The organism is Halorussus salinisoli, from assembly GCA_005239435.1.
GTDB classification, from domain to species: domain Archaea; phylum Halobacteriota; class Halobacteria; order Halobacteriales; family Haladaptataceae; genus Halorussus; species Halorussus salinisoli.
Genome location: SZNP01000001.1, coordinates 167,960 through 185,475 on the forward strand (window position 1 = coordinate 167,960; position 17,516 = coordinate 185,475).

Annotated in this window: 20 protein-coding genes, 1 tRNA gene and 3 pseudogenes; 4 read left to right on the forward strand and 20 right to left on the reverse strand. The window is 66.6% G+C overall.

Annotated elements, in window-relative coordinates:
- Nucleotides 1-7: 7 nt before the first annotated feature.
- Nucleotides 8-112, reverse strand: a tRNA-Arg gene (locus E2484_RS05360).
- Nucleotides 113-243: 131 nt separating this feature from the next.
- Here E2484_RS05360 and E2484_RS05365 point away from each other — a divergent pair.
- A complete protein-coding gene (locus E2484_RS05365) occupies nucleotides 244-822 on the forward strand; it encodes an AAA family ATPase (RefSeq protein ID WP_137284206.1) in 579 nt (192 codons plus the stop codon).
- Entirely contained in the window at nucleotides 819-1,238 is a 420-nt protein-coding gene (locus tag E2484_RS05370) for an RNA-binding domain-containing protein (RefSeq protein WP_137284207.1), read from the forward strand. The genes E2484_RS05365 and E2484_RS05370 overlap by 4 nt, the downstream gene beginning before the upstream one ends.
- A 119-nt stretch (nucleotides 1,239-1,357) precedes the next feature.
- On the opposite strand, the gene E2484_RS05375 is transcribed toward E2484_RS05370, so the two are convergent.
- Nucleotides 1,358-2,329, reverse strand: coding sequence for an alpha/beta hydrolase (locus E2484_RS05375; RefSeq protein WP_137284208.1), 972 nt, complete (start codon nucleotides 2,327-2,329; stop codon nucleotides 1,358-1,360).
- A 514-nt stretch (nucleotides 2,330-2,843) separates the two neighbouring features.
- A complete protein-coding gene (locus E2484_RS05380; protein ID WP_321111885.1) occupies nucleotides 2,844-3,290 on the reverse strand; it encodes an SHOCT domain-containing protein in 447 nt (148 codons plus the stop codon).
- Between the two features lie 123 nt (nucleotides 3,291-3,413).
- Here E2484_RS05380 and kynU point away from each other — a divergent pair, with 123 nt between their 5' ends.
- The gene (gene kynU / locus E2484_RS05385) at nucleotides 3,414-4,694 is read left to right on the forward strand and encodes a kynureninase (RefSeq protein ID WP_137284209.1); all 1,281 of its coding nucleotides are present in this window, start codon (nucleotides 3,414-3,416) and stop codon (nucleotides 4,692-4,694) included.
- Nucleotides 4,695-4,710: 16 nt separating this feature from the next.
- Here the strand turns inward: kynU and E2484_RS05390 are convergent, their stop codons facing one another.
- From E2484_RS05390 to E2484_RS05410, 5 genes are all read right to left on the reverse strand, one after another.
- Nucleotides 4,711-5,124 carry a hypothetical protein gene (locus E2484_RS05390; protein WP_137284210.1) on the reverse strand — a complete coding sequence of 138 codons (414 nt, stop codon included), beginning with the start codon at nucleotides 5,122-5,124 and terminating at the stop codon, nucleotides 4,711-4,713.
- Nucleotides 5,125-5,322: a hypothetical protein gene (locus tag E2484_RS05395; RefSeq protein WP_137284211.1), complete on the reverse strand. Its 198-nt coding sequence runs from the start codon at nucleotides 5,320-5,322 to the stop codon at nucleotides 5,125-5,127.
- Between the two features lie 115 nt (nucleotides 5,323-5,437).
- Nucleotides 5,438-5,995 carry a magnesium transporter gene (locus E2484_RS05400; RefSeq protein ID WP_137284212.1) on the reverse strand — a complete coding sequence of 186 codons (558 nt, stop codon included), beginning with the start codon at nucleotides 5,993-5,995 and terminating at the stop codon, nucleotides 5,438-5,440.
- Nucleotides 5,996-6,571, reverse strand: coding sequence for a magnesium transporter (locus E2484_RS05405; RefSeq protein WP_137284213.1), 576 nt, complete (start codon nucleotides 6,569-6,571; stop codon nucleotides 5,996-5,998).
- A gap of 175 nt (nucleotides 6,572-6,746) precedes the next feature.
- Nucleotides 6,747-8,144 carry a signal recognition particle protein Srp54 gene (locus E2484_RS05410; protein WP_137284214.1) on the reverse strand — a complete coding sequence of 466 codons (1,398 nt, stop codon included), beginning with the start codon at nucleotides 8,142-8,144 and terminating at the stop codon, nucleotides 6,747-6,749.
- Nucleotides 8,145-8,347: 203 nt separating this feature from the next.
- Here E2484_RS05410 and E2484_RS05415 point away from each other — a divergent pair.
- Nucleotides 8,348-8,545 (forward strand): annotated as a pseudogene (locus tag E2484_RS05415) (hypothetical protein); the annotation flags it as partial.
- A gap of 234 nt (nucleotides 8,546-8,779) precedes the next feature.
- Here E2484_RS05415 and ftsY read toward each other — a convergent pair.
- From ftsY to E2484_RS05465, 12 genes and pseudogenes are all read right to left on the reverse strand, one after another.
- Nucleotides 8,780-9,886 (reverse strand): signal recognition particle-docking protein FtsY, encoded by a 1,107-nt coding sequence (gene ftsY / locus E2484_RS05420; protein WP_137284215.1) that lies wholly within the window; start codon nucleotides 9,884-9,886, stop codon nucleotides 8,780-8,782.
- A gap of 6 nt (nucleotides 9,887-9,892) precedes the next feature.
- Nucleotides 9,893-10,354 (reverse strand): prefoldin subunit alpha, encoded by a 462-nt coding sequence (gene pfdA, locus E2484_RS05425; RefSeq protein ID WP_137284216.1) that lies wholly within the window; start codon nucleotides 10,352-10,354, stop codon nucleotides 9,893-9,895.
- A complete protein-coding gene (gene rpl18a / locus E2484_RS05430) occupies nucleotides 10,354-10,527 on the reverse strand; it encodes a 50S ribosomal protein L18Ae (RefSeq protein WP_137284217.1) in 174 nt (57 codons plus the stop codon). Before rpl18a ends, pfdA begins: the two co-directional genes overlap by 1 nt.
- Nucleotides 10,520-10,693, reverse strand: a complete 174-nt coding sequence (locus tag E2484_RS24790) for a hypothetical protein (protein ID WP_170977247.1) — start codon at nucleotides 10,691-10,693, stop codon at nucleotides 10,520-10,522. Before E2484_RS24790 ends, rpl18a begins: the two co-directional genes overlap by 8 nt.
- On the reverse strand, nucleotides 10,690-11,127 hold the full coding sequence (locus E2484_RS05435; RefSeq protein ID WP_137285305.1) for an arsenate-mycothiol transferase ArsC: 438 nt from the start codon (nucleotides 11,125-11,127) through the stop codon (nucleotides 10,690-10,692). The genes E2484_RS24790 and E2484_RS05435 overlap by 4 nt, the downstream gene beginning before the upstream one ends.
- Before the next feature lie 41 nt (nucleotides 11,128-11,168).
- The gene (locus E2484_RS05440; protein ID WP_137284218.1) at nucleotides 11,169-11,579 is read right to left on the reverse strand and encodes an ArsR/SmtB family transcription factor; all 411 of its coding nucleotides are present in this window, start codon (nucleotides 11,577-11,579) and stop codon (nucleotides 11,169-11,171) included.
- Between the two features lie 160 nt (nucleotides 11,580-11,739).
- Nucleotides 11,740-12,852: an anthranilate phosphoribosyltransferase gene (locus E2484_RS05445; RefSeq protein WP_394347899.1), complete on the reverse strand. Its 1,113-nt coding sequence runs from the start codon at nucleotides 12,850-12,852 to the stop codon at nucleotides 11,740-11,742.
- On the reverse strand, nucleotides 12,849-13,700 hold the full coding sequence (gene cobA, locus E2484_RS05450) for a uroporphyrinogen-III C-methyltransferase (RefSeq protein WP_137284219.1): 852 nt from the start codon (nucleotides 13,698-13,700) through the stop codon (nucleotides 12,849-12,851). The genes E2484_RS05445 and cobA overlap by 4 nt, the downstream gene beginning before the upstream one ends.
- Nucleotides 13,697-14,146: pseudogene (locus tag E2484_RS25930) on the reverse strand (DR2241 family protein); the annotation flags it as partial. The pseudogene E2484_RS25930 and the gene cobA, both read right to left, overlap by 4 nt.
- 27 nt (nucleotides 14,147-14,173) lie before the next feature.
- Nucleotides 14,174-15,331: pseudogene (locus E2484_RS25385) on the reverse strand (CbiX/SirB N-terminal domain-containing protein); the annotation flags it as partial.
- Entirely contained in the window at nucleotides 15,324-15,650 is a 327-nt protein-coding gene (locus E2484_RS05460; protein WP_137284221.1) for a DUF6360 family protein, read from the reverse strand. The gene E2484_RS05460 and the pseudogene E2484_RS25385, both read right to left, overlap by 8 nt.
- Nucleotides 15,651-15,652: 2 nt before the next feature.
- Nucleotides 15,653-17,428: a nitrite/sulfite reductase gene (locus E2484_RS05465; protein ID WP_137284222.1), complete on the reverse strand. Its 1,776-nt coding sequence runs from the start codon at nucleotides 17,426-17,428 to the stop codon at nucleotides 15,653-15,655.
- Nucleotides 17,429-17,516: the final 88 nt, after the last annotated feature.

Genomic DNA, 17,516 nt, shown 5'->3' on the forward strand with positions numbered 1-17,516 from the left:
AGCGGAGCGGGCACGATGGGATTTGAACCCACGACCGTCGGATGTCTTCCCCGACCGCAGGAACCGACCGGGATAGAAGTCCGACGCTCTATCCAGACTGAGCTACGTGCCCTCACCGATTTCTTCGGGCGGCCTTCGCAAAAGGTCTTAGGATTCATTCCGGTTGTGCAGGGCTCGTGCAACCTCTCCCGCATCCCCTCCGGAACACAGCGTTTAAGCGCGACTCACCACTATCGAAATGCAATGAGAGTAATCGGAACCGTGGGCCTGCCGGGGAGCGGAAAGGGCGAGGCCGCCGCCGTCGCCGAGGAACACGACATTCCGGTCGTGACGATGGGCGACGTGATTCGTCGGGAGTGTCGGGACCGCGGTCTCGACCCGGCCGAGCACCACGGCGAAATCGCCGGGGCGCTCCGCGAGGAGAACGGCCCGGACGCCATCGCTCGGCGGTCGCTTCCCGTCATCGAGGAGGCGCTCGAAGAGAGCGAGATCGTCCTCGTGGACGGCATCCGCGCGGGCGTCGAAGTCGAGCGATTCGAAGAGGCGTTCGGCGACGCGTTCACGCTGGTCAGCATCGAAGCGCCGTTCGAGGTCCGGGCCGAGCGCATCGAGGCGCGGGGTCGCGACGCGACCGACGACGGCGAGTCCCTGCGCGAGCGAGACGAGCGCGAGCGCGGGTTCGGGATGGACGAGGCCATCGCACGCGCGGCGGTCCGAATCGACAACACGACCACGCTGGAGGCGTTCCACGAGAAGATCCGCGCCCTGCTGACCGAGGGCGTCGAAGGACTCGAACGCGAGCAAACCGCAAGAGAAGCATGATCTACAGCATCGACGTGCAGATTACTGCACCCGTCACGGACACCGAAATCGCGGACCGAGTCGCCACCGCTATCACGAACATCTTCCCCGGCGCGGAAACCGACGAGCAACACGGCGAGGTCGTCGCGGAGACCCACTCGCTCGACCACTTCTCGGAACTACTCCACCGCCAGGAGATACTCGACACCGCCCGCGGCGAGTTCCTCGGGAACCGCCGCGGGAACACCCTCGCGTTCGACCTGAAGAAGCAGGCCGCCTTCGAGGGCGTCGTCAACTTCGCGGTGGGGAACCCCGACGAACTCGGCGACATCCACGTTCGGGTCCGCGTCGAGCAACCGAGCGTCGAGGAGTTCGTCGACCACGTCGCTCCGCCGACCGAAGAGGGGAAGCCTGTCACTCAGGACGACTTCGAGTAGAACGACCATTCGATAGACATCTCCTCCACCGGGGTTTCCGCTAGTTTCTCCTCGGCTCTCGGGAGGACTCTCACCGAGTTCGAGAAACTAACGCACCACAGTCCACGTTCCACGACGGTTCAGAGGGACCGCAGTTCCGAACCGAGCTCGTCCAGTGCCTCGTCCGCCGCGGAAACCGATTCGCTCGTGCTGAGGAACCCGTGTGGCTGGTCCGGGTGGTGGTCGTGGCGGACCTCGACGCCCGCCGACTCCAACCGCCCGGCGTACGCCACGCCCTCGTCGCGCAGGGGGTCGAACCCGCAGGTGACGACGGTGGCCGGCGGGAGTCCCGAGAGGTCGGGCGCGCGGAGCGGCGAGGCGTAGGGGTTCGCGCCGTCCACCTCGCTCCGGAGGTAGCTGTCCCAGAACCACTGCATGTCGGACTCGGTCAGCAGGGGGCCGTCGCCGTTCTCGGCGTAGGAGTCGGTGTCGAAGGCGTAGTCGGTGATGGGGTAGAGCAGGAACTGGCGCGCGAGGTCCGGAGCCGATTCCACCTCCCGAGCTCGCAAGGCCGTCACTGCGGCGAGATTCCCGCCCGCGCTCGTCCCGCCGACCGCGAGTCGGTCCGGGTCCCCGCAGAAGGCGTCGGCGTTCTCGGCGACCCATCGGAGCGCGGCGAAGGCGTCGTCCACCGCGGCGGGGAAGGGATGCTCGGGCGCGAGTCGGTAATCGACCGACACGACCACGCACTCTCCACGGCGCACGAGGCGGCGACACACCCCGTCGATGGAGTCGAGGGTTCCGAGGACCCACCCGCCGCCGTGGTAGTAGACGAGGACCGGCGCGTCGTCGGAGTCGGTCGCAGTGTCGGCGGACTCTCCGAGGTCGGCGTCGCGGTAGACCCGAATCGGTATTTCGCTCTCCGGTCCGGGAATCGCCAAGTCGCGCACGAACTCGACTTCGGGCGGGTCGTCGCCGGAGAACACCTCGTCCTCGATTCTGCGGGCGGACTCGACCGACATGGCCGACCACTCGGGGACGCCTGCGGCCTCGATCTCCTCGATAATTTCCACGACTTCGCGGTCGAGTTCGGTGCGTCGGAGTTCGGTCATGCTCTCGGCTTGGGAGGCGAGTGGGAAAGTAGTGGTCCTGTTTTGCACGGGACGAAGACATCGCCGCTAGAATCGTCTGCCTTTTCTAAAGCAATAATCGAACGTGTTTAGAGATGTTTTAGTTGTCTTTACATTGATATTAGTCACGTCACCAGGGAAGCCAAATTCGCTACTCCGCGCGGCAACGAGTCGAAACGCCCGGTCGTTTCGAGGGGAACGACGGGAACGCGACGCTAGCTACCGTGAGACGAGAACGCGACGCTACGACACGACGAAAACGCAGCCGTGTCTCGAGTCGATGAATTACAGCACCGCACTGCACCGCCACTGCAGCGCGCCCCCGTTCTTCCCCGCCGGGTTCGCGCCCGTCGGAGATCTCTCGGCGCGTCCCGTGGATCGTCGGTCCGAGTGGGTCCCGCGGTCCGAGACAACCCATCGAAGCGAGATTCGTGACCGTCCACGCGGTTTCGGCCGGTGACGCGGGTCAGTGATTCGAGGAGTAGCTAGCCGCGTGCTATCGTCGTTCCCTTTCGCTCACCCGTCCCGCCCTCATCTCGCCCTCGGTCGCGTCGTCGGTCCCTGCCGACAGGGCGACGAGATTTTCGAGTCGATGCTCGAACTCTTCTTCGGAAATCTCGCCCGCAGCGTATCGCCGCTTCAGGGTCTCGATCCCGTCGTCCTCCTCTTCGGCGTCCTGCTGGTCGGTCACCGAACGGTCGGGAGCGAGTAGGATGGTCGGAACCGCCGCCGCTGACAGTAGCGTGAGTACCACGCCGACACCGACGAGCAGGCTTGGGAGGTTGCCACTCCAGGGACTCGAAATCAGCGAGACGGTCTGGTAGAACAGGATTAATGTGGTAACCATCGACACACTGGCCATCACTCGCCGCCATCGTCGGCTATCGGGGGTCAACACGCCGAGGACATCGGAGGAGCGCGTCGTGTTTCGGGGACGGACCATACAGGCGCCGTTACCCGAGAAGTGTAAAATAAGTTCTGTTAAATGGGTGGGTATTATCCTCGCGTTCCGAAGTCCGGTCCGAAAGACCAAACTACTAACCCGGTTCCGCCGCTCGAATCGCGCATGGACGCCGACGCGGACTTCGAACTCGGGGCCGACTACGCCTCCGAGCGTGACGAACGCGACCCCCTCGCGGACCTCGCCGACCGGTTCTACGACCCCGACGACGAGTGGTATATGGACGGCAACTCGCTCGGACTTCTGTCGGAGGACGCCGAGGACGCGCTCGACCGGGCCGTCTCGGAGTGGCGCGAGATGGCGATTCGCGGGTGGACCGACGTCGACCCGCCGTGGTTCTACTACGGCGAGCAGTTGGGCGACAGACTCGCTCCGCTGGTGGGTGCGGACGAGTCCGAAGTCGTCGTCGCCAACTCCACGTCGGTCAACATCCACACGCTGGTCGGGACGTTCTACGACCGCACCGAGGGGACCAAAATCGTCGTGGACGAACTCGACTTCCCGACCGACCACTACGCCGTCCGGGCGCAGTTGCGCCAGCGCGGCGTGGACCCCGACGAGGCCCTGACCGTGGTCGAGAGCCGCGACGGCCGGACCATCGAGACCGAGGACGTAATCGACGCGCTGGACGACGACACCGCGATGGTGTTCCTCCCGTCGGTCCTCTACCGGAGCGGCCAGTTGCTCGACGTCGAGGCGATTACCGAGGCCGCCCACGACCGCGATATTCTGGCGGGCTTCGACCTCGCGCACTCCGTCGGCGTCGTGCCCCACGACCTCTCGGCAATCGGCGTGGACTTCGCGGTCTGGTGTAGCTACAAGTACCTCAACGCGGGTCCCGGCGCGATCGCGGGCCTCTACGTCCACGAAGACCACTTCGGCGCGAAACCCAATCTCGCTGGCTGGTGGGGCCACGAGAAGGAGACCCAGTTCGAGATGAACCAGACCTACACTCCCGCGCCGGACGCCGGAGCCTACCAGATCGGCACTATCCCGATTCTCTCGGCCGCACCGCTCGCGGGGTCGCTCGACGTCTTCGAGGAGACTTCAATCGAGGCGGTCCGCGAGAAGTCCCTCCAACTCACGGAGTACCTCGTCTTCCTCGTGGACGAGCGTCTGCCCGACTGCGAGATAGGGACGCCGCGGGACCCCGAGCAGAGAGGCGGCCACGTCGCCGTCGAGCATCCCGAAGCCTATCGGGTCGGCGAGGCCCTGAAAGAGCGCGGCGTCGTCGTGGACTTCCGCCCGCCGAACGTCGTCCGAATCTGTCCGTCGCCGCTCTACACGGGCTACGAGGACGTGTGGGAGGTCGTCGAGCAACTGAAGCGAGTCGTCGAAAATCGGGAGTACGAGGAGTTCGCCGAGCGCGGCAGCGGCGTGACCTAACCGCGACCTCCGCGGTTCACTCCCGGACCTCGAACTCGACGCCGAGTGCGTCGAACTCCCCTGCACCGCCCCAGTAGAGGAACCGGTAGGTGCCCGACTGGAGGGGTTCGCAGGCCGCGTGTTTGTCACCCTCGACCGAGAGGCCTGCCTGCGTGAGCCGTCGCCGCCAGACGAACCCTTCGCCCGGGTCGTGTTGCATTCCGAGGTCCTCGTACCACGGTCGCTTCGTGAACAACACCGGCTGCCACCCGTCGTCGGTCTCGCGGTGGATGTCGTACTTTTCCTTGATTCCGGTCGTCTGCTTCTCGTCGCTTCGGTCCGTGAGTCGGACCGTCACGCAGTCGCCGAGCGCGAGCGTCGTCGGTTCCGCGGTCAGCTCGAATCCCCCGCCACTTCCCCACCGAATCTCGCCGTCGGTGTAGCTGCTCACTCATTCCCAGTCGTCGCCGCAGGTCGGTGCTGGCTGGTCTTTCGGCGGGCAGTCCGGCGTTTTCGTCCCTTCCGGCGCGTCGTCCGTGGTCGTCTCCGTCGTGTCGGCCGTCGTCGTGTCTGGCACGTCGGTCGCGGTTGCAGTCGTCTCGCCCGTCTCCGTCTCCGGGGTCCCGTTCGCTCCCGGGACAGCCAGCAATCGGGAGGCCGACCGATGCGCTCGTGAGGGCTTTCAGGGCCGTTCGGCGTCGCATGGCCGAGAATGTTTCCCTATTCGGTAAAAGTCTTGTGCTGCTAACACGACTGCGACCGCGTCACACCAACACCTGCACCACCACGAACAGCACCACGACGCCCAGCACGTCGCAGACGTTCGTCACGACCGGAATCACCACGTCGTCGGGGTCGAGCTCGAAGCGATACGCCGCGTAGGTCGCCACCAGCGTCACCGCGATGGCGACCACCGCGAGCGCCGCACCGCTGGCCAGCGCCACCGCGACGACCGTGAGCAGGGGGAGTTGAGCGTTCCCGAGCGCGAGCGACAGCACCCACGCGCCCGCGCCGACGACCGGAAAAATCGTGAGCGCCAGCGCCACGGTCGCCACCGCGTTGCCCGCGAGATGGTCGTCCGTGGGGTCGAACGAGAGCGTCCCGAGGTGGAACGCGGTCGAGAGTCGCGCGGCCAGCACGCTCCCGAGGTTTCCGGCGGTTCCGATGGTCACGGGCACGAGAGTCAACAGCGAGGGGTAGGTCAGCAGCGTCGTCTCGAACGACCCCAAGACGAGTCCGCTCCCGATTTCGACCACCGTGAGTACGAGCAAGACCGGCAGCATCGCTCGCGTGATGGCCCGAACGCTCCACTCGGTCTGCACTTACACCCCTCCCAGCGTCAAGACGAACCGGACCGCGAGCAGGAGAAAGGAGATACCGAACACGTCGCCGGTCGTCGTCACCAGCGGACCGACCAGCGTGTCCGGATTGTACCCCCGACGAAATCCGACGAACACGACCAAGACGACCGCGACGGTCAGCGCGATTCCCGAGAGCAGGCCCGCCACCAGAGCGATGGCGAGCAGGGTCGGCAGGGGTGCGACCGGTTCGGCGAGCAGTCGCAGGACCAGAAACGCCACGGTCGCCGCGAAGAGACTCGCCAGAATTCCGTTGCCGAGCGCCGCGGCCACGGCCGCCATCACTCGGTCGTCGAAGTCGAGCGCGGGTTCGACCAACCCCTGGTGGAGACCGGTCGAGAGTCGCGCCCCGAGCGACCCGTAGACGTTCCCGCGGGTGGCCAGCAGGGCGGGCACGAGGACGAGCAGGCCCGGTACGTCCCGCAACTCCGCGCGCATCCCGCCGAGGACGACCCCGGCGAACAGGCCGCCGATTACGCTCGCGGCCAGCGCGGGGAGGGCTTCTCGATACGCCTGCGCGGCGACTTCGCGGACGGACATCTACCCACACGTCACGTCGCTCGGACAAAAAAGCGGTGTGTTGGCGTCTCAGTCGAGTTTCGCGTGTCGCCTCGCCAGATACGCTATCGCCGCGAACACTCCGAACAGAACCACACCGATGGTAGGGAGTTTCCGAGCGAGTGGGAGAAGTAGAACGACGACGCCACCGACGGAATCAGTCGCCGAACGGTCCCATACCGCCCATTCCGCCACCACCGCCGCCACCGCCGCCGCCCTGCATCTTCTTCATCATGCGCTCCATGTTGCCCTGGCCCATGCCCTGGAACTGCTTGAGGGTCTGGGACATCATCTTGTGCTGTTCGAGGAGTTCGCGCACGCGCTCCTCGTCCTTCCCGCTCCCGCGGGCGATTCGCTCGACCTGACTCGCGCCGATGGCGCGGGGGTTTTCGAGTTCCATCTCGGTCATCGAGTCCATGATGACCTCGAACGACCGCATCCGGTCCTGGGTCACGTCCATCGCGTCGTCCGGGAGTTCGTCCATCAGACCGCCGCCCATGCCCGGAATCATGTCCATCACCTGGTCGAGCGGTCCCATGTTGTTCATGGCCTGCATCTGGTGGCGCATGTCCTTCAGGGTGAACTCGCCCTTCAGCATGTCCTCGGGGTCCCAGTCCTCTTCGTCCTCCTGGGTCTCCTCCATCGCGCGTTCGACGCGCTCGGTGAGTTGCTTCAGGTCGCCCATCCCGAGCAGTCGAGAGATGAACCCCGACGGCTCGAACCGCTCGATGTCGCGGACCTCCTCGCCGGACCCGAGGAACGCGATCGAGGAGCCGGTCTCGTTGACCGCGGTCAGCGCGCCGCCACCTTTCGCGGTACCGTCGAGTTTCGTGACGACGACGCCCTCGATGCCGATGGAGTCGTCGAACTGCCGGGCCTGTTCCTTCGCGCCCTGCCCGATTGCAGCGTCCAAGACCAGCAGGTTCCGGTCGGGGTTCACCGCGCGCTCTATCTCCTCTATCTCGTCGATGAGGTCGTCTTCGAGCGCGTGGCGACCCGCGGTGTCCACGATGTGAACGTCGGCGTCGCTCGTGGCTTCGAGTCCGTCGCGGGCGATTTTCACCGGGTCCTCCTCGTCGGGGTCGCCGTAGAAGTCCACCTCCGCGCGCCCGGCCATCTCCTTGGCCTGGTCGTACGCGCCCGGGCGGAAGGTGTCGGTCTGGACGATAGCGGGTCGGAGACCCTTCTTCGAGAACCACCACGCCATCTTGGCCGTGGTGGTGGTCTTCCCCGACCCCTGCAAGCCGGCGAGCAGGATAGTCTGCTCTTCGAGGGGAATGTCGGTGCTGTCGCCGACGAGGTCCACCATCTCTTCGTAGACGATGCTGAGAACGTGGTCCCGTGCGGAGGTGCCTCCGGGCGGTTCTTCCTCCAGTGCGCGCTCCTTGATGGAGTCCGAGAGGTCCATCACGAGGCTGACTTCGACGTCGGCCTGCAGGAGCGACCGCTGAATCTCCTTGACGATGTCCTCCACGTCCTCCTCGGTCACGCGGGTTTGCCCGCTGAGTTGGCCGAGGGAGTCGCGGAGAGAACTTCCCAAGTCGTCGAGTACCATTGTTACCGTAGGGTAGGCCGCGCGGGCGTTAAAGGCTTTTTCTCAAGAAATCCCTGGCTCGGCGCGGCCGCAGGCCGCTCCGTCTCGGGCGCTAAAGGCGGTATTCCACCGGATGCGGTCGAACTGCCGACCTCGACGCGATAGTCGAAACCGACGGCCCCGGCATCCGATGCGGTCGAAACCAGTTCGACGACCGCGCTTTCGACCTCGCGGCCGGACCGCCCATCGCCCAGAGACACACCAAGCGCGCGATGTTAGTCGGTCGGAGCGACACCGACGCCGGACTGGAAGTCGAATCACCGATGTTCGGCCACCTGACGACCACCGACGACCTGATGGAGGGCATCACGGCGTTTACGGGCGACGGTGAGCCGAACTTCGAGGAGACGGAGGCCAGCTAGAAGTCGGAAGTCGAACTTGGAGCGTCCGGGACTACTTCCGGTCGAAGGTGTAGCCGCCCTTGGCTGATAGCGACGAGTCTGGTCACGGTGAACGCAGTCGTGGCGGTGCGACGCCGGTACGCCTGACGGGTGGAAAGTACGTCGCGGCACGCCGGTCCCCCGGCTCTCACCGTCGAAGACGACTCGTACTAACCGAACGCGTCGGGCCGAACGGACGGCAAAATCAGTGCCGGACTACTCCTCGTCGCCGAGGAGGCGGTCGACCAACTGCTCGGGGTCGAACTTCTCGATGTGGTCGTAGCCCTGTCCGGTGCCGAGGAAGAGGATGGGTTTGCCCGTGACGTGCGCGATGGAGATGGCCGCGCCGCCCTGGGAGTCGGCGTCGGCCTTCGTCAGAATCGCGCCGTCGATCTCGGCGGCGTCGTTGAACTGCTTGGCGCGCTGGACTGCGTCCTGTCCGGCCACGGCCTCGTCCACGAAGAGGGTCATGTCCGGGCCGACCACGCGCCCGATCTTCTCCAACTGGTCCATCAGTCCCTCGTCGGTGTGGAGGCGACCGGCGGTGTCGCCCAGCACCACGTCGATGTCGTGGGAGTCGGCGTACTCCACGGCGTCGTAGATGACCGCCGCGGGGTCGCCGCCCTGTTCGTGGGCGATGAGTTTCTTGTCGAGGTTGTCGGCGTGTTCCTGAATCTGCTCGTTGGCCCCGGCGCGGTAGGTGTCGCCGTTGGCGAGCACCGCCGAGAGACCACGCTCCTCGAAGTACTTCGAGAGTTTGGCGATGGTGGTCGTCTTTCCGACGCCGTTGACGCCCGTGAAGATGATGGTGACAGGCTTGTCGGCCTCGGCGATTCGCTGGTCGAAGTCGAACTGGCCGACCGAGATGACCTTCAACAGCGAGTCGTGGAGCGCCTGCTCTACCACATCGGCGGTCTCGCTGTTGAACGAGCGAGTCGCACCGACGAGGTCCTCTCGGATGTTGTCCAGAATCTCCTGGGCGACGCTCATCTCCACGTCGCTCTCCAGCAGCGCCATCTCCAACTCCCAGAGCGGGTCTTCGAGGTCCTGTTCTTCGATGACGATTTCGCCCTTGGCGAACGACTTGGCCTTCTGCGCGAACCCACCGCCGGACGAGGCGCTCTCGTCTGACTCCGAGTCGGACTCGGCGTCTACCGACTCTTCCGTAGCGGCGTCAGCGTCGGCCTTTGCCTCGGCGTCGGCTTTCGCCTCGGCTTCGGCTTCCGCTTCTGCCGTGGCTTCCGCTTCTTCGGCCTTCTCCTCGGTCGTCTCCTCTACGTCCTTCCGAAAACTCCCGAGTTTGTCCTTCAGGCTATCGAACATCGCCGATTACTCGTCCTCGTCGTTCTGCTGGCCCTGCATCTGCTGCATCTGCTGTTGCATCTGTTGCTGCTGGAGTTGCTGGGCCTTCTGCTCCAGTTGAGCCGACTCTTCTTCCACGTCGCTAACCTCGTCTTCGAGGTCCGAGATGCGCTCGTCGAGCGTGTCCTGTTTGTTTTCGAGCGTCTCGACCGCGTTCTCCTCGTCGCGCTCGGCCGCGTAACCGCCGCCCAGTTCCACGACGATCTCGTCGAGGTCCTGAACCTCTGCGCGGACGTGTGCGCCGCCACCGAGCGGGACCTGCACGGTCGAACCGCTTTCGAGCGCGTCGATGGTCTCGATGGCTTCGTCGATGTCGCTCTTCTCGTCGCGGAGGTTCTCGATTTCGCCTTCGAGTTCTTCCTGCTGCTCTTCGAGTTCCTGAAGCTGCTGGGACAGTTCCTGCAGTTCGGGGTTGCCGCCACCCATCATTAGGCTTCGACCTCCTCTACCTCGACCTGCGTGCGCTTCAGTCCGTGACGTCCGCCGAAGTTGGTGTAGGTGCGCTCCTCGGCCACGTCCTCGTTCTCGGCGTCGACACTCGTTTCGAACTCCTGCCAGCCGTCTCTCGACTGGAACTTGCCGCGAACAGTAAACTCACTCATGGGGGAATCTGGGACGCGCGGAGGGAAGAATCTTCCTACTCGGGGACGGCCGGTCCGAACTCGGTCGGCCGGTTCGGACGCGCTTCGGCAGGTCGGTGGGGTCGCCGCGCTCGGCCACGACGCCACGCTCGGCGAGCGACCGGAACTCGCGTCTGCCCGCGTTCACGTCTCTCGTCGGCCTTCTGCCGGGCGCCCGCGTTCCAACTCGTCGAACAACGCCTTGACCCGCTCCTCGATTTCGTCCCGAATCGCCCGCACGGCGTCGAGGTCCTGCCCGTCGGGGTCGTCGAGTCCCCAGTCGCGGTTCTCGCCCGACCACGTCGCCGGACAGACGTCCTTCGCGGAACAGCCCATCGTGATCACGTAGTTGCAGGCCTGCAACTCCTCGTGGGTCACCTCGCGCGGCGTTCGGTCCGAGAGGTCGAAATCGCGCTCGGCCATCACCTCGACCACTTCGTCGTGAACGTGGGCGGCGGGGTCGGTGCCGCCGGTGACGATTTCGACCTGCTCCGCCTCGCGCTCGGACGCTCCGTGACGCTCGTCACGCTCGGACGCTTCGCGTCGCTCGCGGGCCTCGCGCTCGGCGAACGCGGTCGCCATCTGACTCCTCCCGGCGTTCTGGACGCAGACGAAGGCGACTTTCACGCGTCGTCCTCCGATTCACCGTCTTCGCCCGCGAGCGCCGCGAGCAGTCGCTCGGCCCGGTCGGTCGTCCGGTAGTAGCGCCACCTGCCGTCCTTCCGGCGGACGACCAGTCCGGCGTCGGTGAGTTCCGAGAGCGCGTGGCTTATCCCACTGTCGCTCACGTCCACCAGCGGCGAGAGTTCGCAGACGCAGAGGTCCGACTCCGCCGCGGCGAGCAGTTGGACGATTCGATACCGGGTGTCGTTGGCGAGCGCCGACAGCGCCCGGACGCGCTCTGGCACCTGCTCGGCCTCGGTCGCGTCTCCGAGCGCGCGCAGGTCGTCCAGTCGGTTCTCCACGTCTGTCTCGCGGCAGGATTCCGTCTCGTCGGCGAGGAGTCGCCGGAGCCGGTCGTCGGCTTGGGCCATTGGTCGAACGCTTGAACAGGTGTTCAGATAAGCGTTGCGCGTTAGCGGACAGAGGTCTCCCCCAGACACTCCTCTATATTTCTTTCGACAATACAAATACGTCTCAAACACCGAAAACCACGCCCCGGTCGTCTCGACCACCTCGGCACGCGACCAGCGACTACGGCTCGAACGCGCGGAGCGCGTCGAGCCGTTTCGCGGCGCTCCCGTCGGCGAGCGCGTCCCGCGCTCGCTCGACGCCCGCGCCGACCGACTCGGCGTCGCCGCCTGCGTAGACGCGGAATCCGGCGTTGAGCGCTATCGCGTCGGCGACCGGTCCGTCGCGTTCGCCCGTCAGCACGTCCTCGGTGACGCCGGCGGAGTCTGCCGGGAGGTCGTCCACGCGGAGGTCCTCGCGCTCGAACTCGACGCCGAGCGCGGTCGTCTCCACCTCACCGTCCTCGATTTCGCCGTCGCCTCCCGCACTACCGTCCCACTCGGCGACTCGCGTCGTACCGGGCCGAACGTCGTCGTACCCCTCGATTCCCTGCGCCATCACGACTCGCTCGACGGGCAGTCGCTCGCTCTCGCGGACGGTACCGGCGATGCGCTCGGCGTACGAGAGGTGGTAGAAACTCCCGAAGTGGACGCTCGCGTTCGCGGGGTTCGCCAGCGTCTCGACGGTGTTGATGGAGGTCCGGACCCCGATGGACTCCCGGGCCGGACGACGCTCGTGGACGAGGGGATTGAACCGCGACTGAGCGTAGAAGCCGAAGCCCACCTCGTCCACCATCGCCGCGCTCTCGGCCGGTTCGAGGTCGGTGGGGACGCCCAACTCGGCCAGCACGTCCCCGTAGGTCGTACCGTACTTGGCGGGGAGGTCGGGGCCGCTGTGGGCGACCACGGGCGTTCCCGCGGCCGCGGCGACCAGTCCGGAGGCGACTCCCAGCACGGCGGTCTTCTGCTTACCGTCGTAGTTGCCGCCGCAGTCCACCGGGTCGGCGTCGGGTTCCGCGACCCGGACCGACAGCTCGCGCATGGCGTCGGTGAACCCGGCCAACTCCCGGGGGGTACTCTCCTTCCAGCGATTCGCCAGCAGGAACGCCCCGAGCGTCTCCGGGTCGGGGTCTCCGGCGAGAACGCGGGCGAACGCCTCTCTGGCCTGCTCGTAGCTCATGTCGTCGGCGGTCTTCGGGCCGGAGCCACAGACCTCGGTCAGGAGTCGGCGGAGCGGCCATTCGCCCTCGATTGCGGCGTCGTCTCTCCTCGACTTCGAAATCTGGTCGCCGCTCACTGCTGGTTCACCCCGATTTCCTCTTCGACGCGGCCGACGCCGACCGCCGGAGCCACCTCGCCCGCGGACCCGCCGAGACAGTTGGCGACCGTCTCCCTGACGTTCACCACGTCGCCGACGACGGTGACGGCTGGTGGTTCGACGTCGGCGTTTTGCGCCTTCTCCACGATGGTTTCGAGCGTTCCAGTCACGGTCCGCTCGGACGGAAGGGTCGCGCGCTCGACCATGGCGACCGGCGTGTCCGGGCAGACGCCGCAGTCTTCGAGGGCCGCCACGTTGTCCGGAAGCCGCCCCACGCCCATCAGGACGACGAGGGTGCCGCCCGCCGAGACGATGCTGGCGAGGGCGTCCCAGTCTATCGCGCTGTCGGGCTTGGTCGGGTCCTCGTGGCCGGTGACGACCGCGAGCGCGGAGGCGTGGTCGCGGTGGGTCGCGGGGATTCCGGCGGCGCTCGGGGCCGCGATGGCGCTGGTCACGCCCGGCACGAACTCGAAGGGGACGCCGTGGCGGGCGAGGTACTCGGCCTCCTCGCCGCCGCGGCCGAAGGTGGTCGGGTCGCCGCCCTTGAGCCGAACCACGTCGCGGCCCGCCCGGGCCTCGCGGACGAGCAAGTCGTTGATCTCGGCCTGGGGCGTCCGCTCGCCGCCGGGACGCTTGCCGACGTTTTCGACGCTCGTGCAGTCTGGAATCGTTTCGACGAGGTCGTCGCCCACGAGGTTGTCGTGGAAGACGACGTCGGCCTCGTCGAGCAGTCGCCGGGCCTTCACGGTCAGCAGTTCGGGGTCGCCCGGGCCGGCACCGACGAGGTACGCGGTTCCGGTGGTCGTGTTCTGGTTCGGGTGGCTCATGGTTCTGGTCGGGTCTGTGCGGAGTCGGTTCGAGTTTGTACGGAGTCGGTCCGAGTCTGCGCGGCGTCTCGCGCCCGCCGGTAGCGAACCCGGTAGACGTTCGCGGGGTCGGTCAGGTCGCCTCGCGGGACGGACGCGTCGCTCTCGGTCGGTCGGTCGTCTGTCGATGCCTCCTCGCTCGCCGTCGGTTCGCGTTCCGGGTCGGCCACTGCGCCCTCGTGGTGGTGGAACTCGCGGGCAGCCGCGACGAGGAACGAACACGGCTCACGGCAGGGAATCTGCCCCTCGTCTTCGAGAGATTCGCCGCCCTCGCCGTCCCATGTCCGGCGCTTCGTACAGTTTTCACAACACGCCTCGACCGCCCCGGCCACTTCGGCCTGCGAGCAGTCGGCGACGCACTCGTAGATGCCAGTCTGGCGGTCGGCGACCTCGCGGAACGGAACCGGGTCGAGGTCGCCCGTGCGCTCGGCGGCCCAGTGTTCGACGCTGGCGGGGTAGACGACCGAGACGGCCCGGAGCAACTCCCGCCGGTCGAGACCCGAGCAGAACCACCCGGTCGGGAGCGTCGATTCACCGACGAACGGGCGATACCGGCCGTCGTCGGCGTATCGAACCAGTTCGTGGAGGTCGGTGACCGACCGCGCGTCGAGGTCCTGATCGGAAACGCCGCGGTCGCTCCGGTGGCGCAGGTCGTACCTGCCCGCGTCGGTCGCGGTGACTGCGAGTTCGCCCCAGATTCGGGTGCCAACGTCGGCCGTGTCGCGCTCTCCCTCGTCGCCGGGTGCGTCCTCGACCCACGAGACGAACGCGTTCCCGGCCGCCTCGCGGACCGGGCGCGAATCGTCCACGTCGGTGGGTTCGCCGAGACTCGCGCCCGCTTCGGCCGCCCGCTCCAGCACCACGTCCGCGACGAGCGGGTCCGTGCCCACCGCCGAGGCGTACCAGATGCGCCGGTCTTCGACGGTTCCCGGGACGGGGTAGCCGGTTCTGGGGTCGTCGGTCAGACCGAGCAGTTCTGGAATCTCGTCCTGGGTGTGGAACCCGTCGGCGACGAACAGCGGGACGACGGCTATCTCGTCGGCCGAGAACTGGTCGAGGACGTCCTCGACGTAGGGGGCCTCGTCCATGAACAGCGCGCCGACTTCGGCGAACTGGCCCTCCTCGCGGAGCGCCTCGACGTGGTCGTAGATGGCGTCGGCGCTGTTCGGATTGCGCTCGGTGCCGTGGCCGATTACCGCGAGTGCGGCGTTCTCTGTAGTGACACCGTCGAGCATCCGCCGGGCGCGGGCCGCGATGACGTCGGTCATCGCGGGGTGGGTCCCGACCGGGTCGGCGTACTGGAACGTCGGCGCGTCGTCGCCGCGGTCACGCTCGCCGAGACCGAACTCCCGGGGCAGGACCTGATCGACGAAGTAGCCCTCGCTGACGAACAGCGGGACGACGACGGCTTCGTCGGCGTCGATAGTGTGGCAGACGTTTCGGAACGACGGCGACTCCTTCCAGAACGCCGGGCGAACCTCCGCGAACGCGGCGCGTTCGCGGGCGGCCTCGACCGCGACCCGAACCGGTGTCGCGGAGTCGGGATTTCGGTGCGAACCGTGGCCCGCGACGACGAGTGCTCGCTCAGTCATCGCTCGTCCCGGTCGCGTCGGACTCCTCGGCGTGGTCGTCGGCCTGTGCGCGTTCGACCTTCTCGGCGTATCGATTCAGGTCGTCGGCGAGCGTCCGGGCCTGCTCCGGCGAGAGGTCCGCGTGGTCGGCGTGAGTCGGGAGCGCGTCGAGTCCCGTGTTGTCGAGTTCGAACTGGAGTTCGACGCGGTCGGGGTCGTTGCGCGGCGCGGTCACGTTCAGCGTGGCGTACGCCGACTCCTCGAAGCCGTGGCCCTCGGCGCGGGCGTCCACGAGGTCGAGCGTCGTGTACGCGTTGACTTTGAGTACGCGGTCGGCCATGGTCAGTCGTCGCTCGTGATTGGCTCGCCCTGCGCGTCGGTCGGCGCGGGCGAGTCGTCCAGTCCGTCCTCGTCGGCGTAGGGGTACCACGTCATCTTCGTGTTGTGCATGTACGGGTCCTCGTAGTCGGTCTCCTCGGGGTCGGCGAGGGCCTGAATCTCGTCCTCGTCGCGCTCGCCGACGAACTCCCGGAAGCTCTGGCCCGCCTCGCGCTCGGCCTCGAACGCTTCGAGCAGGTTGCGAATGTACCCCGGCACTTCGTCGGCGGGCACCCGCATCTCTACCCAGTCGGCGAACTGCGGGTTCTCGCCGAGACCGCCGCCGAGTCCCACATCGAACGCCTCGACCGGTTCGCCGTCCTTGCGCGCCTTCATCCCGCGAAGCGAGATGTCCGCGATTTGGGGCTGGGCGCAGGAGGCGGTACATCCCGAGAGGTGGACGTGGAAGTCCTCGACGCCCTCCGGAACCGGCACGTTATCTTCAAGCCAGTTGGCGTACCGGACCATCCGGTTCTTCGTCTCCACGATGGACAGCGAGCAGTACTCGGTGCCGGTGCAGGCGATGGACCCCCGACGGAACGGATGAGGGTCGGGCGAGTAGGAGTCGAGGAACGACTCGTCGAGGAAGTCGTCGAGGTCGTCGGGCGAGACGTCGCCGACGATGAGATTCTGGCGCTGGGTGACGCCTATCATCTCGGAATCGTAGGATTCGGCGAGGTCCGCGAGTTCGATTACCTCCTCGGCACCCATCCGACCGACCAGCACCGAGAGACCGACGAAGTGGTTACCGTCGTTCTGCTCGTGGACGCCGACGTAGTCGCCGGGGGCGTCGGCCCGCCCGGCGTTGTAGTCGTACTGGTCGCGCAGGTTCTCGCCCGCGGTCGGGAGTTCGTACTCGACGTACTCCTCCTGAAGAACGCTGCGGACCTTCTCGGGTCCCCACTCGTCCACGAGGAACTTCATGCGGGCGTTGAACCGGTCCTCGCGGTCGCCGTAGTCGCGGAACAGTCCCGAGAGACCCGCGGCCACGTCGCTGGCGTTCTCCGGGCGGCAGAACACGTCGATGTCTCGGGCGAACCGGGGTTCCTTCCGGGCGAGACCGCCGCCGACTCGGACGTTGAATCCTTCGATTTCCTCGCCATCGACGGTCTTGACCGCCGGTTCGAAGGCGAGGTCGTTGATGTCGCCCTGTCCCGCCCCGCGGGTGTCGCCCGTGACCGCGACCTTCCACTTGCGGGGGAGGTTGTCGTACAGGTCGTTGCCCTTGAACTCGTCGTGGAGGTCCTGCACGACGGGCCACACGTCTAGGAGTTCGTCGGCGTCCCGGCCCGCGACCGGCGACCCGACGATGTTGCGCCACGAGTCGCCGCAGGCCTGAATCGTGGAGAGACCGACTGATTCGAGTTTCTCGAAGATGTCGGGCACGTCCTCGACCTTTATCCAGTGGAGTTGGATGGACTGGCGCGTCGTGAAGTCGGCGTACGCTCCGCCGAACTCGGGGTTCTCGACCGGACCGGTCGCGTACTCCCGGGCCACCTCGCCGACGACTCGGAGCTGTTCGGGCGTGAGTCGGCCCATCGGGACGCCGACGCGCATCATGAAGTACGACTCTTGGCCCTTCCGCTGGTGGTACAGCCCCCACCACTTGAATCGCTCGAACCACGCGTCGTGTTCGTCCTCGGGGATCGCGTCCCACCCCTCCTCGGCGAACCGCTCCAGGTGGTCGCGTATCTCTACGCCGTATATCTCGTCTTTCCAGCCCTCGACTTTACTCGGCATGGGCATCCAAACGGAAGCCACCAATAAAGCCGCGGTTTCCCCGTCAATCTTCCCCGAGGCTCCGGACAACCGGCGGGAATTGCGGTCG

Bases quoted from the DNA above. Each gene is read 5' to 3' on its own strand.
- kynU (WP_137284209.1), top strand. From the start codon at position 3,414: ATGGACGCCGACGCGGACTTCGAACTCGGGGCCGACTACGCCTCCGAG.
- E2484_RS05365 (WP_137284206.1), top strand. From the start codon at position 244: ATGAGAGTAATCGGAACCGTGGGCCTGCCGGGGAGCGGAAAGGGCGAG.
- E2484_RS05370 (WP_137284207.1), top strand. From the start codon at position 819: ATGATCTACAGCATCGACGTGCAGATTACTGCACCCGTCACGGACACC.
- E2484_RS05405 (WP_137284213.1), bottom strand. From the start codon at position 6,571: ATGTCCGTCCGCGAAGTCGCCGCGCAGGCGTATCGAGAAGCCCTCCCC.
- E2484_RS05410 (WP_137284214.1), bottom strand. From the start codon at position 8,144: ATGGTACTCGACGACTTGGGAAGTTCTCTCCGCGACTCCCTCGGCCAA.
- E2484_RS05435 (WP_137285305.1), bottom strand. From the start codon at position 11,127: ATGGCGACCGCGTTCGCCGAGCGCGAGGCCCGCGAGCGACGCGAAGCG.
- pfdA (WP_137284216.1), bottom strand. From the start codon at position 10,354: ATGATGGGTGGCGGCAACCCCGAACTGCAGGAACTGTCCCAGCAGCTT.
- E2484_RS05380 (WP_321111885.1), bottom strand. From the start codon at position 3,290: ATGGTCCGTCCCCGAAACACGACGCGCTCCTCCGATGTCCTCGGCGTG.
- E2484_RS05440 (WP_137284218.1), bottom strand. From the start codon at position 11,579: ATGGCCCAAGCCGACGACCGGCTCCGGCGACTCCTCGCCGACGAGACG.
- E2484_RS05465 (WP_137284222.1), bottom strand. From the start codon at position 17,428: ATGCCGAGTAAAGTCGAGGGCTGGAAAGACGAGATATACGGCGTAGAG.
- ftsY (WP_137284215.1), bottom strand. From the start codon at position 9,886: ATGTTCGATAGCCTGAAGGACAAACTCGGGAGTTTTCGGAAGGACGTA.
- rpl18a (WP_137284217.1), bottom strand. From the start codon at position 10,527: ATGAGTGAGTTTACTGTTCGCGGCAAGTTCCAGTCGAGAGACGGCTGG.
- cobA (WP_137284219.1), bottom strand. From the start codon at position 13,700: ATGAGCCACCCGAACCAGAACACGACCACCGGAACCGCGTACCTCGTC.
- E2484_RS05375 (WP_137284208.1), bottom strand. From the start codon at position 2,329: ATGACCGAACTCCGACGCACCGAACTCGACCGCGAAGTCGTGGAAATT.
- E2484_RS05460 (WP_137284221.1), bottom strand. From the start codon at position 15,650: ATGGCCGACCGCGTACTCAAAGTCAACGCGTACACGACGCTCGACCTC.